Source organism: Roseinatronobacter bogoriensis DSM 18756 (genome assembly GCF_004366635.1).
Classification (GTDB): domain Bacteria; phylum Pseudomonadota; class Alphaproteobacteria; order Rhodobacterales; family Rhodobacteraceae; genus Roseinatronobacter; species Roseinatronobacter bogoriensis.
In genome coordinates this window covers 40467-58899 of record NZ_SORN01000012.1, presented here as the reverse complement: position 1 = coordinate 58899, position 18433 = coordinate 40467, and the positions used below count along the sequence as shown (strand labels likewise).

4 protein-coding genes are annotated in these 18433 nt (G+C 57.9%); 3 read left to right on the top strand and 1 reads right to left on the bottom strand.

Annotated features, from left to right (window positions below; genetic code table 11):
• Positions 1-1040: 1040 nt before the first annotated feature.
• On the top strand, positions 1041-8981 hold the full coding sequence (locus EV660_RS17135) for a putative Ig domain-containing protein (protein WP_071479094.1): 7941 nt from the start codon (positions 1041-1043) through the stop codon (positions 8979-8981).
• Between the two features lie 180 nt (positions 8982-9161).
• Here the strand turns inward: EV660_RS17135 and EV660_RS17130 are convergent, their stop codons facing one another.
• The gene (locus EV660_RS17130; protein WP_071479095.1) at positions 9162-10508 is read right to left on the bottom strand and encodes an IS5 family transposase; all 1347 of its coding nucleotides are present in this window, start codon (positions 10506-10508) and stop codon (positions 9162-9164) included.
• Between the two features lie 358 nt (positions 10509-10866).
• Here EV660_RS17130 and EV660_RS17125 point away from each other — a divergent pair, with 358 nt between their 5' ends.
• Entirely contained in the window at positions 10867-11697 is an 831-nt protein-coding gene (locus tag EV660_RS17125; RefSeq protein ID WP_071479096.1) for a helix-turn-helix transcriptional regulator, read from the top strand.
• A gap of 545 nt (positions 11698-12242) precedes the next feature.
• Complete coding sequence (locus EV660_RS17120; protein ID WP_071479098.1) at positions 12243-18416, top strand: VCBS domain-containing protein; 6174 nt, start codon at positions 12243-12245, stop codon at positions 18414-18416.
• The last annotated feature ends 17 nt before the right edge of the window (positions 18417-18433 follow it).

The following is an 18433-nucleotide window of genomic DNA, read 5'->3' as shown; positions in this document are numbered from 1 at the left end:
TCAGGTGAATACGGCTTTGAGGTCTTCTTTCGATTCTGTTCCATAATGGGCAATTCTCCGAGAGTTTTGCCCTCCGGTAAACCCGGGGCGGTTCAAACCCGTTCGCAATGGGGAAACCCCCTTGACCCCTTCTCGCGACAAGTCCCACCTTACGGATGGGACTTATCGCTGCGACCAGCAACGTGCTGGACCCGTGCCCTGGGGCCCTGACCTTGGATTGATATTCCGGTTTTCTCGGGATCGACCTTTTTTCTCTTGTTGTCCCCTTCATGCTTGGGCTGTCACTCTCTGGACGGATCACCCTGTACATTCCTGCGAGCCATGTTTGCGGCGCCCCGGGGGATTGCTGTGTCCTGGACTGGCGTGACGACCCTCTCGTGGAGAGCATCTACCGCTGGCATGCCTGGCCCGCTGCGAAGATTGCGACGGGATCGACGTGCCCGGCCCAAAGCCGACGGTCGGTCCACTGTGCTGCATCCACCGAAGCGGTCATTCGTGGCTTGCGCAGCGTACCTCTTTCGGCGGGCGGGGAAAGATCATTCTGCTGGCTCTGCCCACGCAGAGGGTGCCACTGTCGAGGCTTTGATGGTTTCGATAGCGATCGATTCTCCAGCTTCGCGGTGGACTGTGTTGTGTTGGCCTTGCCCCGATGTGGGGAAGCTTGTGGGTGAGCGGCCCTCAGGCCAATGCAAGTCAGTTTACACAACTGACAGAAATGGTTATCTAACATTGTAGGGTTGCGATTTCTGGTATTTGTTTTTGATTACGAAACGGCATTTGAAGAAGAAGTTCTGCACCCTGTCTCACGCAAGGGTCCGCGCACCGCAGAGAGGGTTCTGCGGGAACACTTTAAACGCCTGCACTCTACGCGTGTTTTCTTGCACCGTACAGATCGCCCCACACCTTCAGGCCACCTTTCGCTCAAACCACCCGTACGCGTGGAACTGCGCGCCCACCGTGCGGTGCCGCACCAATAGCCCTGTCCCCGACCATGCAAAACGCGATCGCACAGCGTTTTCTTATCCTTCAAAGGTAAACCCATGCCAGATTTGACCCCGGGCCAAGAGTTTCTTGTCAATTCCAACACCGCTGGGGACCAGTCGCGTCCGGCTATCGCTGCGTTAACAGGTGGTGGCTATGTGGTTGGCTGGGCCGATCTGAGTGGGCCGAACAGTTTTCAACAGTCCGAAACGGTCCGGCTTCAGCTCTATTCGGCATCTGGCGAGACGCGCGGCGGTGAGATCACGGTCTCCAACCCCGGTACCTCCCAGAATGGGGGGTACCACGACATCGGGTTCGTACCGCTACAGAACGGGGATGTTCTGGTCACATGGGTGCGGGGTGTTCGCGACGGGCTGGGATACCTGCACACGCGTCATATGGAAGGGCAGGTCTTTTCCGCGCAGGGCGAGAGTGTGACGCAGCCTTTCACCATCGTCGAATCTCCCAGCATTGACGGTCCCTTTTACAGCAATCTCCAGGGTGTTCAGCTCACTGACGGTGAAGTGCTGTTCACGGTCAACCTGCATGATCGGGCGCAACTGGCCACTTCCTCGACCATCGGGACCATCACGCTCGATCTGAATGCACCATTCGAGGCGACCGGTGAGGTCATCATCGGCGACGGGTCCGGCCACCACAGCAACCCGCATCTGTTCGCTACCGATGCCGGCGCTGCGGTGATCTGGAATGATCAGAACCTTAGCTTTCACCTGAGTTTGCAGCATCTGAATTCAGACGGGACCAAGTCAGGCGCGGAGTACTTGTTGGACTTCGACACCAGCTACGGGCCGTTGACCGATTTTGTCGCCGCGCGAACAGGGGATGGCAACTATGTCATTGCCTGGACTGAGTTGCAGCCAACAGGGGGGCTTTCCCTTGATCCTGTCGCGATCAGGATGATGCTGTCTGACGAATATGGCAACACGATACGTGCCGCAGTCAAAGTGAACGAGGCCGAACAGGGCAATTTTCTTGTGAGTGACGTCATCGCGCTGCCGGATGGGCGGTTCATGGTGACATGGACTGACAACAGCCAGACCGGGGCGGATACCTCGGGCACCGCTGCGCGCGCGCAGATCTTTGACGCAACGGGTGCGCAGGTCGGGTCGAATTTCGTCCTCAGCAGCACGGTCGCGGGCGATCAGGCTTATCCAGTAGCGACCGTCTTGGCCGACGGGCGGGTTGTCAGCGCATGGCAGGACGGCAGCGAAACCGGGGGCGACCCCGACGGCTGGGCGATCCGAGCACAGATGTTTGGCACAACCGGACAGGATAGCAGCGAGCCCGATGATGGGGGCGGGGACAGCGATCCCGCCCCGCAGGACCCCAATGACACGGTCCCCGGCGGCGACCCGTGGACAACCCCATCCAATATTGTTGCTGCCTTCAAGGGCCCGGGCGACGGGTCAGTCTGGGCAACTGGCACTGGCAGCCAGTTTCCCCATGCCCACCAATTTGCCGCGCTTCAAAACGATGGGCGTGTCTTCATCTGGGGAAGTTTCGATGACGGCTATCTGACCGATGCGGGCGGCCAAATCGTCACTGGGGTCGAGGCGATCTACGCGACGTCAAACGCCTTTGCTGCGCTTCGGGGCGGGGCGGTGATGACTTGGGGCGGTTCTTGGGCTGGGGGCAATTCAGATGCAGTCGCCGAGCAGTTGAGTTCTGGCGTGCAGAGCATATCCACCTCTCGCGATGCATTTTCGGCACTGAAGCAGGACGGATCCGTCGTGGTCTGGGGGGCAGATGGTTACGAGTTGCATGTCTATGGCAACAACGGCGTGTTGCCCGATGACTTTGTCAAAATCTTCTCCAGCAGCAGAGAGTTCGCCGGAATACGAAGTGACGGGTCTGTCGTATCTTGGAATTGGCAACCCTTGCCCAGTGAAACGGGGTCTGACCTAGAGGACTTATTTCGTGAGCTTTTGGGCGATGCGCCGAGTTATTCCGATGTCGCGCCCGATTTGCAAGACGTGGTCTGGATCACATCCGCATCGACTGCGTTCGCAGCACTGACAGAGAATGGTCGCGTGGTCGCATGGGATAATGGTGGCTCTGAGCAGGGCAATGCTTCCGCAGTCGCGCAGGACCTGCAAAGCGGTATCGTCGCGCTGTATTCGAATAAGCGTGCTTTTGCTGCGCTAGATTCTGACGGCGCTTTGATCACATGGGGTAGCTCCAATTACGGAGGTGATTCGAGTGAGTTCGCAGACCAGCTGTCTTCTGGCGTCGTGTCGGTGACAGCATCGGAAGCTGCGTTTGCCGCGCTCAAGAGCGATGGCTCTGTTATATCTTGGGGATTCGTCGAGAATGACCCCTCGTATATATTCTCATTGCTTCTGTTGGAGGATGGCGAAGAGGCGCCGCCATACCCGCATATTTCCTTCGACAGCGTGGCCGCTGATCTGGGCGACTCGGTCGCGCGGATTTACTCGAACTCTCATGCTTTCGCTGCGCTGAAGAATGACGGCGCTGTCGTGGCATGGGGGCATGTCGATTATGGCGGCAACATGCAGATCCCCGGCGGTGTCGAAAAGATCTATTCCAACAAATACGCCTTTGCCGCCGTGACCACGGACGGCGCGGTCATTGCTTGGGGCCATCCTGACCGGGGCGGCGATCTAGGCAGTGTCGCGGCAGATCTGTCGAGCGGCGTTACTACGATTTATGCTACAGCAGAATCATTTTCAGCGCTGAGATCCGATGGCTCCGTGGTTACATGGGGTGACACTGGAACGCAGATGCCGGATGTTGCTGACAGCCTGTCTGGTGGCGTCATCGGTCTGGCATCTCCTTTTGGCTCACCGTCCGAAACCGGACAGGGGCAGCCCGGCCCTGCGCCCGAGCCGCTTCCAAACCGGTCGCCGGTGGCGGATCTGGTGGCGGCAGTCGCTTCCGAGGCAGGCGACGAAGCTGATATCAACATCGCCGCCCAATTCTTCGACCCCGATGGTGACCCGCTCACATTCACCTTTGGCGGCCTGCCCGAAGGCGTGATCGCCGATGGCGGCCAATTGACGGGGATCATCACTGCCGAACCGGGCGAATATACCGTCACCGTCACCGCCGATGATGGCCGGGGCGGCGTGACCAGCGCGAGTTTTGTGTGGAGCATCAGCGCTGGTGACGGCCCTGTCGTGATCGACCAGAATACCAACCTGCCCCAGACCGACCTGCAGGCTATCGCCCTCGACACCGGCACTTTGCTGACATGGCGAGAGGGTGACAGCGTCAACGGGCGGTTCCTTGACGCAGCAGGACGGCCTGTGGGGGATGAATTGATCCTTGGAGCGGGCACAGATTTCCGGGTGGATGATCTGGGCGATGGGCGGCATTTGCTGAACTGGGTTCAGGGCGCGAATATCCACGCGCGGATGCTGTCGAGCGACGGGGATCTCGGCGCATCGATGTTCCTTGGAACATGGGAGCACAATAGTATCGGATTCGACCGCCCGGATTTGAGCTTCTCAGGGCTCGAAGACGGCTCGTTCTGGATGCTCTATCGCCCGACCCCCAATCTGGTAACCGGCGACATGGGATGGGGTGCGCAGCAGTATTCCGAAACGGGCACCCAACTGCAGAGCTTTATCTGGCAAAGTGATGCGCCTTGGGCCAATGCGTCGAGTGCTGACAGGGCTGGTCTTTTCGTATTTCCTTCGGGCGACTCCGGAGAGGTTTGGTTCTCTGCGGAACGCGGCCTGATGCAGATGAAGTTCAACAATCTTGATGGCAGTGACCCGGTCATACATGACCTGACGCGCGCGGGGACGCATAGCCCATCGGCCATTCGCGTAATCACGCGGGATGATGGGGAGTTTCTTCTGCTTTGGCACGACATTGGCCAAAATGGCGTTGGCAGCGCGATCATGGCCAGTGTGCTGACACCTGAGGGGCAGCGCGGTTCAAGCCATTTCACGCTTGGCTTCAGAGAGACACCGCTCACATCTGCCGCGCAGCTCAAGACAGTTGAGTTGCCCAACGGCGATACAGTGGTGCTTTGGGCCGAGCAGGGCACGCGCGAGTTGAAAGGGGCTGTGATCAATGCGGATGGCGAGACGACATCTGGAACGCTCAGCTTCGGGCAGCTTGCGTCCAACGACCTGAACGACGCCGGTGCCGTGCTGGTCGATGACAACATTCTGATGCATTGGAAAACCAGCTTCGGAAATCTGGTGGGTCGTTTCGTGTCTGATCCGCAGACGATTGTTCTGGAAACCCATGCGTCAGATGTCGCGAAGGTTCTGGCGCTCCCGGATGGTGATCTGAAACTGATCCGCATCGAGAGCGGTGATGCAGATCACGCGGATGCATCATATCGGATTGTGGGAGAGGTTGTTTCACTAGGGGATCGCGATATCAACGCGGCCCCGCAAACCGATGCATCTTTCGCACCATTGCAAACTCAGACAGGCATCGACATCGCCGATCTTGGTCTGAACCTGCGGAACTTCTTCGAGGACCCCGATGGCGATGATCTGACCATCCAATTCTCTGGCTTGCCAAGAGGCGTGACAGGTCATCCTGATGGGACCCTGTCGGGCAATGTCGCGGGATCGCCGGGAACTTATACTGTTTCGGTCACAGCAGATGACGGGCGGGGCGGCAAGACGACCGCCACATTTGATTGGACGATCAACCATCGGCCTTGGGTGTTTAGCTATGATGAGCCTGCGGATATCATGCTCTTCGCGCATATGGCGTTGGATGCCTATAACGGGGATCGTTGGAACGACAATCCTGGCACGCCCATTCGTCCGGCCGAGGGGTGGGAAGTTTTGCTGACAAGCTATGATGGGCTCGGGCCGCTGCCAGTGGATTACAGGGGCAATCCGGTGCCGCTCCTACATATGCGTGATGAATTTGGCGATGCCTTGGCTGATAGTGGTATGCAGGCAACTGCATATCGTGAGATCGAAACCGGTCGTGTGATCATCGCCTATAGAGGTACCGATGATAGTTGGGGGTGGTTGAAAGATTACGGCGAGCTTATCAATGTGTCGTTACCACTGGGCGCGGGCTTGCCAACTAAGAATCCAAAGAGCCACCTCGATGCGGCAATTGGTTTCTACAACACTATCTTGTCTCGGCAAGATATTACACACGACGATCTCGCCATCACCGGACATTCTTTGGGAGGAATGCTTGCCGGATATATTGCTGCAGCAGAAAGTTTAGATGGCATGTTGTTCGCCACCGGGCCGCACAATCAAATGATACAGACATGGAGGCCAGCTAATTTAAGTGTTGACGACTTTAACTTTGATAATGTCTACAGCTCTCGAATAGTCGGCGAGTTCTTGGGTGAGGCAAATGATAGGATTACAACACCAAACAACTTGGCAATTGAGCTCGATAACTTGAATAATGGGTCGGTAAGTGGTTTACTATATAACCATTCAATGGCTGTTCAAAGCCTATATCTGCAAGGGGACTTTTCTCTTGGGTTAAGCGGTGCCTACAAGAAGGTTTTGAAAGATGCGCACGACATAAACGATAATGCAAATACCGTGCGGGTAATTGCCTCTGGTATGCATGATAGCAATCATAATCAAGCGCCTGCGCTGTTAGCGCTTCTTGATACTAAATTCGAGAACGCATATGACTTTAAGTATGGAGATTTTAAACCAGAAGATATCATAGGTAGTCTTGCAGGATATCTGATAGACATAGCTTTCTTTCTCACTGTGAGGCCTGCGCCTGACGATCTGAATAACTACATCCAAGATATATCATGGTCCAGCTTTGTCGCTCCGGCAAATCAATGGATTCAGATCGATATTCCATTTAATTACTCTATCGCATCTCATAACTTGTCAGGCCTTGTTTCGGAAGTGTATGGAATAAATGACTTTGGGCTAAGCCGCCTCATAGGCGAGGCTGATCGAATAGTCTTTACAAATCCAGACTATTCAGGCTTTGGGACATGGTACCATGGTAACTTTGATGCCTCCGATATAGATAGAACCGACATCTTTATCGCGGGCAGTCCTTCAACAGCCGGAGACACAACATTTTTAGGAGCACCAACTTCTGTTACAGTAGGAACACGTAATGCCGTTGTGTTCGGCACCGACTGGGATGATAGCCTTAACGCTGGCGCTAAGAATCAATCCTTGGTTTACCTGCTCGGCGGTGACGGAAACGACACCTACACGGCTAGCTCAGGTGTGGGTTCAACAACCGTTATCGTAAACACTGGCGGTCTTAATTCTACTGCGCATGTGCCGGGGGTAATCAGTCCTGATAGCGTGCGCGACCTAAATGGCAGCGGTGATCTGAAATTCACGTATGCGCTGCAGAATTCCGGCGGCATTTCCAGCGTCATTATCCGCGACTTCTGGGCGGACAAATGGATTGGCGAGCGTGGTGACGGGCATATCAGAACCATCACCGACCAGACCGGCGGGTCCTACAGGTTCACGCGGCCGGAGCAGGACGACGACCCCCGTTTTGTGAACCATGTTCCATCATCCGCGGAGGGAGAGTCTGGGGCGCTTGTCGTTGTTGCTACTCCTGAGAACATTGACCGCGTTACCCTTTCGGCCAATGTCCTGCAGTCCGATTCTGTCGAAATCTGGGGTTTCGACAGCCGCGACGAAATCCGCCTGACGGGCCTGCCCTCTGGCCTGACGGCGGAAAATATCAGCTTCCGCACTGGCTCGATCATTGTGGATGTGGATGAAAACCTCGACGGAAACATCGATTACTCTTTCCGCCTTGTGGGCGATTATGACGGCTACACGCCCATGATCACAGAGCAGGATGGCGAAATCGTCATCACGCTGGATGGTGATATTGAGGTGCTGTTCGATCTGGTGGGCACTGACGGGAATGACACCTTGCAGGCCGATGATACTGGTCAGGCGCTCTGGGGCGGTGCGGGGGATGATCTGCTGATCGGCGGGCTTGGGGATGACACGCTCGACGGGGGCGATGGCAATGACACGCTGGATGGCGGCGGTGGTCAGAACGTGATGTATGGGGGGGCGGGCGATGACCTGTATATCGTGCGCTCGACCGAGGATCGGGTCATCGAGTATTTCGACGAAGGCCATGATATCATCCGGGCATGGGTTGATTTCACACTGCCGATGCATGTGGAGGAGTTGCATCTTCAGGGGTCTGAAAACCTGAATGCGACAGGAAACATTCAGGACAACATCCTTGTCGGGAATGACGGAAACAACACCCTGCGCGCGATGGGCGGCGATAACGTTCTGACGGGTGGCGCTGGCGATGACACGCTTATCGGTGGCGCAGGGCAGGATATCGCGGTGTATCGCGGCGCGCGTGAAAACTATGACATCCAGACGGATCGGAACACGGGCATCACTATCGTCACTGATTTGCGGGACGCGGCGACAACCCCGGATCATGACGGAACTGATACGCTTACAAATATCGAAACGCTTCGCTTTGCGGATATGGATGTGAGCCTTGCTGTTGAAAACGTGCTCACGGTCTCGGATCGTTCTGGGATGGGCATGTCGGGGGTGACGCTTCATATGCATCAAAGCGATGAGATATCTGAGGAAATGGGGCTCACGGATGAAGATGGCCGCGTTACCTTCATGCCGGAGATCGCCGGTGAAATCAGGATAACTGGGTCAAAGGAATACGATCCAAGCACCGATGGCAATGTGACAGCACTTGACGCGCTGAACGTGTTGCGCTTGGCTGTCGGCCTTTCCCCCAGCTGGGGAACGACGTCGCCGATGGACTTTATAGCGGCTGACATCAATCAGGATGGGCGGGTTACAGCGCTGGACGCACTAGAGGTGCTGCGCGCTGCCGTGGGGCTGGAAATCGCAAATCAACCCAGATGGTTCTTCATGGATAGCGACGCCGATCTCAGCCATATTGATCGCAACGATACGCGGGTCGAAGAAGGTATCCGCTTTGATCCAGCAGTGACGGACATGTCCAGCCTGAGCATGACGGGGGTGTTGTTGGGGAACATGCAGGAATATGCGCAGTGATGGAACGGCTTCGTGCGCCCTCGCACTCTGACCGATGGCTTTCGGGTCGGGGTGTTTCGCATATAAATCGACTGACTGCCTTCGCTATTTTCTGCGGCTGCAACGCTGCAAGTTCGCAGTCTGCTGTCCGGCGAACTCGGCCCGGAGCGGCCCCTAGATAGTTCGCCCTGAACAATCCTTTCAGGCAGCCTCGGGCGCGAGTTGACCTTCTGGATGTTGCCCGAAAGCGCTGAGCATGGCAGCGATGAACAGCGCCAAAATGGCCCTCAGGTGGGCCAGTATCTTGCGGATATTGTGGCCGCAGGCGCAGAGGACGGCAAAGATCGCATCGCCTGCCGTGCCTTTCAGCGGGCATCGCGTCAGTCGGCCGTCCGTTTTCATGTGTCCGATCTCGGCCTCGATGGCGCTGCGTCGTCGCAGGAGTTTCGCCAGCATCGGCGTGATGCCTTTGCGCATGCCACTGATCAGCACGCGGGTGCGCGTCACCCCATGGCCGCGATAGCCTCGGTCGACTACGGCCAGCGCGGGGCGGATGTCGGTCAGCACTTCGACCTGGTCCAGCGCGTCCGCCAACGTGTGGCCGTCATAGGGGTTGCCAGGCATCGAGCGGGTGCCGACGATGAAGCCTTCCGCGATGGTGGCGGCGACCGACACCTTGGTGCCGAACTCGTAGCGCACGCGCGCCTTGCCCTTGGAAATGCAATCGACCTCGGGCTCGTGCAGGCTGTAGATCTTGTTCTTGTCTTTGGGCTTTTGGTCCAGGAGCCGCCCCGTCAGCACCAGCGCGTCGCAGATTTCCTCGCGCAGGGGGCCTGCGGGAATACCACTGAGATGACGGCGCAGATCGCGCATGACCCGGCCTGTATAGCCTTTCAGCGTTCGCAGCGCCTTGCGCATGCGCTTGAACTGGCGGGCATGGGCATAGCGCCCGACTTGACGCACCAGGCGCGGGGCAAGCCGTGCGTAACTCTGGCGCAGCTCGACACCTGCCTCACGGGCCAGCGCCACCAGCTTCTGGCGCGCGCGCTCGTAAAGGCGCGCATCGGTCGGATAGGCGATGTTCTTCTCCATCACCGTGGTGTCGACGGAAACCCGCTCGAGGCTCTGGTCATCGACGGCCCAGGAGGCGCGTCCGGCTTCGATGGTCTTCGTGAGCAGCCATTCCACGCCTTCCTCGCCAATGCGATTACGCCAGCGCGTGAGCGATGACGGATCGATGGGTGGGCGGTGTTGGAAGAACACCTCGCCGCAGAAATGCTGGTAGTAGGGGTTCTCCACCCAGCGCGCGATGACAGCCGCGTCGGACAACTGGTAGGCATGCTGGAGGTAGAGAAGCCCGGCGACCAAGCGCGACGGCGTGGCAGGCCTGCCAGCCTCGGACGGAAAGAACCCCGCCCATTCGCACTCGAAAAACTCCCAATCAATCAGCGCGGCCAGCTTCACCAATTCATGGCGCATGTCGATGATTTCGACCAACCGCGCGCGAAACAGATCGTCTTGCTCTGGCCCTTTCGGTTTCGCCTTCATCGCCTACCCCGAAATTGCAAGGTTTCGGCTGAAATCATACAAAACCCTGCAATCAAAGGCGACAGAAAACGACCATTTCACACACAAAATCAGGGTGTTGGGAATTATTCAGGGCGAACTAGATGTGCGACGCGGAATTCGCTGAAGCGGCCATCGAGGCCTGATGCTGCGACTGGCCATGGGCTGCCTGAGTAGGTCGCATATTTACCGCAAATTTGTGCAGTTCTGGTCGTGAAGCGCGGAACGCGCAAGAGGTCGCCACGCGTGATACTTGCGTTGATTTGCACTCTATGGAACCGCAAGGGTTGATATGTCCTTTCCGCTGGGTATCGTAGGTTCAGCATAAATCGGGCGGATAATGTTTGACGCAATTCAACTGATGGCGCGGATTCGCGAGGAACCTGACCTCGACACGCGCATCTCTCTCTTTTCGGATTTCCTGCAGGCCGAGTTCCAATATGACGGCTTCACCTATGGGGTCGGCTTTGATTTCACATCGATGGAAGCTCTGCTGTCCCGTTTTCTTCTCAAAGACAGCGGGCTACATCCCGAATGGATGGAAGCCTACACAACAGATGCCTTGGGCGCAAAAGACCTGTCTGTGCTTCATGTTGCTCTGCGTGAAGGGATATTGCTTCAATCGCAGGTCTTTCGCGCAGCCGATAGCGGGGAAATTCCGGATCATTTCTCCGAAGTTCCGAACCGCGCAAGAGATTTTCTGAAGTCAGGGTTCTTTCTGTCTCTGCGCGCGCGGGGTCTGGTTGGCGGGATGGGGCTTCACTCTTCGACCATGACGCCCGATCAACATGATGCGCGCTTCGCCCGCCACGGCCATATTGTCGTCGAACTGTGCCGCCAGTTCCACGATATCGCCTGCTGGCGGCAAGAGATCATCGCCGCGACTGGACTGACCGAAGCAAATCTTCAGATCCTGTCCCTGCGTGCTCAAGGGCTGCGTGACAAGCAGATCATCGAGATCACAGGGCACGCGCATGAAAACTCGGTTGGCCAGCACATGGAGCGCGTGCGCCAGAAGCTTTTCGCCCAGAACGAGCGCCAGACACTGAGCCTTGCCGCAGGCCTTGGGCTGATTGGGCAGCCTGAATTGCCCGACAAGCGCCTGCTGGATCTGGAGCGCACCGCGCAGGATGTCGCCCGCCGCGCAGGTTGGTTGCACGGCATGACATAAATGCCACATGTGTGAAGCCACATATGGCCAAAGGGGCGTATTTTTTGCACGGTTAACCCCGCGCAATTCAGCGCAAACCTATGACAGGAAGTACGATTCAAATGAAATGTCGATATCAGGGATCACTCTGCAAACGGTCATGCGCGGCGCGGCTGCGCTAGTGCCGCTGGCCCGCCCGAGATTTCAAGCAAGTTTTTTCAGCACCATCGAGCGCTCAGCCCAACGGGTTGGGCGTTCTTTTCGTCAAGCGATCCGCCTTGGGTCAAAGGTCCATGTGTAACTGGCAACCAAACAACATGCGAAAGACCTAATGAATCCCCTCCCATCAAGCTTCCGACCGCCGAAAGCTGTTTCCCACCAGTGGCGAGACGCCTACCCACCGCGCTTGCCGCGTGCCTCTAGGCAAAGGGCAATGCGACCCGCAGCGCAAACTGCGCCACGCAGATCCAGCTTGGGACGGTTCTGAACAGCAGGCAAGGGAGATTCTTCCGATATAACTATGATGCCTTAGGCAATTAATTTGAAAATATTTATTGAGTGATAGAATGCATCAATATTCAATCCGTTTCACCTTTGATGGCCAAGATTATTTCGCGAATTTCGACAATGAATTATCAGCTCTTCAAATTGAGATGATCGAAAGCGGCGATTTTGTTGCAGGTAATGCTGCGCTGGCAGGAACTGCCTTGACAGCGCTTTTCCACATGCGCGCGGTCGAACACTGGGGTAACGACGGCAATGCAGAGTTCTTCGACAGCGCGATCAGGGCTGACCAAACCTTCCGTGCCGCGATAAGGACCGCTGAAACAAATAGCTGGTGGTCAGATGCTGGTGAAGTGGCTGGGGGCAGTCTTGCGAGTGCGGCCGGGTCCGTTCAGGCCGGTGCCCCGGTGGCTGTCGCAGTCTCTGTCATTCCGGGCCTTGGATTGCCGGCTGCCGGCGTCAGTCTTGGCTTAACAGCCACGACGTCGGCATTGGCGGGGGGGGTTACTGCCGCGCTGACTGTCAGCGCGCGAAATGCCGACATTGCCTATAACGGTATGCTCGGGACTTTCGGCGGCTCCTTGAACGCCGATCTCATAAACTATTTCATGAAATTTGTCGCTGATGTTGATGTGGATCCCGAGACTGGCGCACGCCGTATAGGGGAGCTGCGGCCAATCACGGATACCGATACAGAGATCACATGGTCTGATTTCAACACGCAGTCTGCATCGGCAATCGCAAATCTCTATACAGTTGCTGCAATGGCAGGCGAGATTGAGCGTGTCGAAGGCAATTTGCCCCAAACAGACCTGTGGCAATCCTACGTTGACAGCTTCGCGGCGAGTCTCATCACCAGCAAGGATCCGACGGGGATCAGCGGGGCAGTGCTGGGTTCTGCTCGCAGTGTATTTGACTTGCATGCGCGCGACGGGCGCCCAGAGAGTTTTGAAGCTTTCATTGCCAGCATCGAGTCGCATATCGATTCGCGCGTTTCAGAGGTGACCAGTGAACTGCGGGGGCTTCTGAACAATGCCGGTCAAAGGGGGTTCACCTATATCGGAACCGATAGCGACGACCGCTTTGTCGTTGGTGCGGACAGTTCCACGATTTACACGCTCGGAGGGCGGAATGAGGTTCTCGCTCCCGAAGGCGGTAGCCACTCGATCATTGGCGGCAGCGGTGATCTGAGTGTTTCGCTTGAGTTGCAAGAGCTTGGGCAGTCCTTTCGACAAATTACCGGCAGTTCGAGCAGCCGCGTGGCCAGTTTGGGAGGGATCAATACGGTTCGCGGAAGCGAAGGGTTTTCCGAGGTTGTGATCGACATATCAGAGGTTGATATGGATCCGGATGCACCTGCAGCCTGGCGACCAGTTACCTACTCGGCAACAGGTTCAGTCGGTGGTGGGCCGACGTTCCATTGGAACCGTCTTACACCTGAAGGGATAACCTTTTCGCAGGCCGAAGCCTTCGCGAACGAACCCGGGTTGAAATATCTCTGGCTTGACGAGACACCCGCCGGGAGCGTCCGGATGACCACTTGGGGCACGACGGCGGTTTCTGGCGAATTGCCAACAACGGCCTTCCGACTGACAGACATTGACCGGCTGCACTACGAGGGCGGAGCGGGTGACGACGTCTTGATCCCGTTCGGCCCAGGGATCACGCGTGCGATTGGTGGCGGCGGGACGAACACGCTGTATGTCGACTGGCGCGATCTGACGGGTGATGTGGTCTGGGACCTGAACACAACGCTGGAGGATGAAACAGAGCTCGCCAATGGCTGGACGGTGCAGGGCATCCATCGGCTGCTCGGCTATATGGGCGATGGGGATCATGATATCACCTTCCATGCAGGCGATAACCATATTGTCGCTGGAGATGGGAACTACCGGCTGACCCTGACCGGAGCTGACAACCATATCGTTGGAGGTGATGGCGACTATCATGTGCGTGGCAATCATGGTGGTGATCGTCTGGATCTCGCTGCCTCGCGCAACGCGGATATATCGCTTCGCGACATGGGCAACGGTAACACGATCATTGGCGGCAGCGGCGATCTGAGTGTTTCGCTTGAGTTGCAGGATCTTGGGCAGTCCTTTCGACAAATTACCGGCAGTTCGAGCAGCCGCGTGGCCAGTTTGGGAGGGATCAATACGGTCTACGGAAGCGAAGGGTTTTCCGAGGTTGTGGTTGACATATCACAGTTGGATATGGATGCAGGCCCCCTTGCATCCTGGAGACCCGTCACCCTTTCGGCAAGTTATTCAGTCGGTGGTGGGCCGACGTTTCAGTGGAACCGTCTTACACCTGAAGGGGTAACCCTTTCGCAGGCCGAAGCCTTCGCGAACGAACCCGGGTTGAAATATCTCTGGCTTGACGAGACACCCGCCGGGAGCGTCCGGATGACCACTTGGGGCACGGTGGCGGTTTCTGGCGAATTGCCGACAACGGCCTTCCGACTGACGGACATTGACAAGCTGCACTACGAGGGCGGCGCGGGTGACGACGTCTTGATCCCGTTTGGTCCAGGGATTACGCGTGCGATTGGTGGCGGCGGGACGAACACGCTGTATGTCGACTGGCGCGATCTGACAGGTGATGTGGTCTGGGACCTGAACACAACGCTGGAGGATGAAACAGAGCTCGCCAATGGCTGGACGGTGCAGGGCATCCATCGGCTCCTCGGATATATGGGCGATGGGGATTATGATATCACCTTCCATGCAGGCGATAACCATATTGTTGCAGGGGATGGCGATTACCATGTGCGCGGTGCTCATGGTGGGGACCGCCTTAACCTGTCAGCCTCGCGCAACGCCGATATTGCACTGCGCGATCTCGGCAATGGCAATGAGGTCACTGGCGGCAGCGGCGATCTGGCGGTTTCTCTGGGGATTGATGCGCTTGGCGGCACGAATGTGGTGCGCGGGGGTGAGGGGCACAGCGAACTGACGCTCGACATCTCGGCGCTGGATGTTGGGGAGATGGCTGCGGCGGCCTGGCGCCCGCTGCTGATCTCCAATTGGGGCTCTGGTGTCCGCAGGACGCGCCTTGATCCGGAAACGATCACGCTCGAACAGGCCGAGACCTTCGCGCTCGGAACGAGGACGGCCAATTTCTCTCTTATGGCGGAAGGCGAGCGCTGGCTTTACCTTGATAACGGCACAGGCCATGAAGGCGCCACGGGCACGCAAGTCAGGACATTCGATCTGGACAGGTTGCATTACGAGGGCGGCGCCGGTGATGACCTGCTGATCCTGTTCGGCAATGACGTAACGCGCGCGATCGGGGGCGGCGGGACGAATACAGTGTATGTCGACTGGCGCGACTTCGTAGCGGATGTGATCTGGGACCTGAACACAACGCTGGAGGATGAGACGGAACTGGCCAATGGCTGGACAGTTCAGGGCGTCCATCGGTTGCTGGGCTATATGGGCGATGGGGATTACACGCTCACCTTCGCCGGGGGTGGGAACCAGATCGTTGCAGGGGATGGCGATTACCGCATCACGCTTGCCGGGGCGGAGAACCGGATCACCGGCGGGGACGGCGATTACCATGTGCGCGGCACTCATGGCGGGGACCGCCTTAACCTGTCAGCCTCGCGCAACGCCGATATTGCACTGCGCGATCTCGGCAATGGCAATGAGGTCACTGGCGGCAGCGGGGATCTGGCGGTTTCTCTGGGGATTGATGCGCTTGGCGGCACGAATGTGGTGCGCGGGGGTGAGGGGCACAGCGAACTGACGCTCGACATCTCGGCGCTGGATGTTGGGGAGATGGCTGCGGCGGCCTGGCGCCCGCTGCTGATCTCCAATTGGGGCTCTGGTGTCCGCAGGACGCGCCTTGATCCGGAAACGATCACGCTCGAACAGGCCGAAACCTTCGCGCTCGGAACGAGGACGGCCAATTTCTCTCTTATGGCGGAAGGCGAGCGCTGGCTTTATCTTGATGACGGTACAGGCGCTGAGGGCGCCACGGGCACCCAGATCAGAACCTTCAATCTGGATACGCTGAATTACATCGGCGGTGATGGTAACGATCTGATGATTGGGTTGGGCGGGGATGAGTTCTTCCGTGGTGGGCTTGGCAATGACGTGGTGGTCCTCAACGGTGGCAGCAACCGGATCATCGGAACGCTGGAGGAATTGCATGGCGACCGGATCCTCGATCTGACAACGCGCGACGTCATTGTCGTGGAAGGGATCGAACTGGCCGACCACAACGTGGCCTTTGATACTGCAGAGACTCGCCTGATAATTACGCCCGAAGGTAGCGAAATCGCGTTCCATATCGATCTTTATGGAGAGTTCATCCCGGAGGCTTTCGAGGTAACGGTGGTCGGTGAGATATCGGAAATCCGTTACCTTGGTGAGATCGCTCCAGACCCGACCCTGCTTCCCAATTTGGATTTGTCAGCGATTCAGGACGGACCGGTGATTGAAGGCCGCGTCTTTGACATTGATACTGGCTTCTCCGTCCTCAGCGTGAACGGCATGCCTGTCAAGGAAGACAGTTTGCATGACGGGACCCTAGGAACGCTTCAGATAAGCGACGACGGCGTTTTCAGCTATAATCCAGACATGGCCGTACATCTTCCCGAGGGTGAGCGCCAAGACGATCTTTTCACGCTCGTCGTTTCGAACAGTGTTGGTGACACGTCAGAACTGGTGATCCGAGCTTCCGTGACTGGCGTCAACGACCCGGCCAGCATTTCCGGTGACAGCACGGGGATAGTGGTCGAGGATGACCCTGAGCGCGTGCAGGTCGCGGGCGTGCTAACGGTCACCGACCCCGATGCAGGAGAGGATCGCTTCCGCGCGCCGGAGCCGGGCGCGTTGCAGGGCACCTTCGGCACCTTCGCCTTTGACCCCGAGACCGGCGCGTGGACCTACACGCTCGACAACGACCTAGACGCGGTGCAGGCCCTGCCTGAGGGGGGCGAGGTCACCGACAGCCTGACCGTCACCAGCCTCGACGGCACGGCAAGCGAGACGATCACCGTGACCATTCGCGGCGCTAACGATCCCGCCAGCATCGCAGGCGAGAGCACCGGGCTGGTGGTCGAGGATGATGCGGACCGCGCGCAGGCCACAGGCGTGCTGAGCGTCACGGACCCGGATGCGGGCGAGGACCGCTTTGCCGAGATTGATCCCGCCGCGCTGGCGGGCGATTACGGCGCCTTCGCCTTCGACCCCGAGAGTGGCGTCTGGACCTACACGCTCGACAACGACCTGGACGCGGTGCAGGCCCTGCCCGAGGGCGCCGAGGTGACCGACAGCCTGAGCGTGACCAGCCTCGACGGCACTGCCAGCGAGACTATCACCGTGACCATCCGCGGCACGAATGACCCGGCCAGCATCGCCGGGGACAGCACCGGGCTGGTGGTCGAGGATGATGTGGCCCGCCAGACGACCACGGGCGTGCTCACAGTCACCGACCCGGATGCAGGCGAAGACCGGTTTGCCGAGATTGATCCCGCCGCGCTGGCGGGCGATTACGGCGCCTTCGCCTTCGACCCCGAGAGCGGCGCCTGGACCTACACGCTCGACAACGATGCCGACGCGGTGCAGGCCCTGCCCGAGGGTGCCGAGGTCACTGACAGCCTGACCGTCACCAGCTTCGACAGCACGGCCAGCGAGACGATCACCGTCACCATCTTGGGTGCAGATGTCGCCACACCAGAGCCCAACGGCACGATAATGCCCCAAAGCGCGATCCAAGGCAGATCTGGCGAGACGCTGGACGGTATGACGGTGACATTTACCCCTGATGATGGGTCAACAGCGATTGATATAGCGAACACTGCAGAGGGCTTCGATCTCGCAACCGCAGCCAGCGCATCAGGCCGCATTACAGCATCGCGCGACTACATCCCGGAGACGGATGGCAATGTCACGGCGCTGGATGCTCTGAACGTGTTGCGTCTGGCTGTCGGGCTCTCGCCCAGTTGGGGGCCAGCCTCGCCGATGGACTTCATTGCGGCTGACATCAACCAAGATGGCCAGGTCACTGCGCTGGATGCGCTTGAGGTTCTGCGCGCGGCCGTGGGGCTGCAAAGCGTAAATCAGCCCAGATGGTTCTTCATGGATAGCGAGGCCGATCTGAGCCACATCAACCGCAACGATACGCTTGTCGAAGAGGGTATCCGTTTTGATCCTGCGGTGACGGACATATCCAGCCTGAGCATGACGGGGGTGTTGTTGGGCAGCATGCAGGAATATGCGCAGTGATGGAGCGGTTTCGAGCG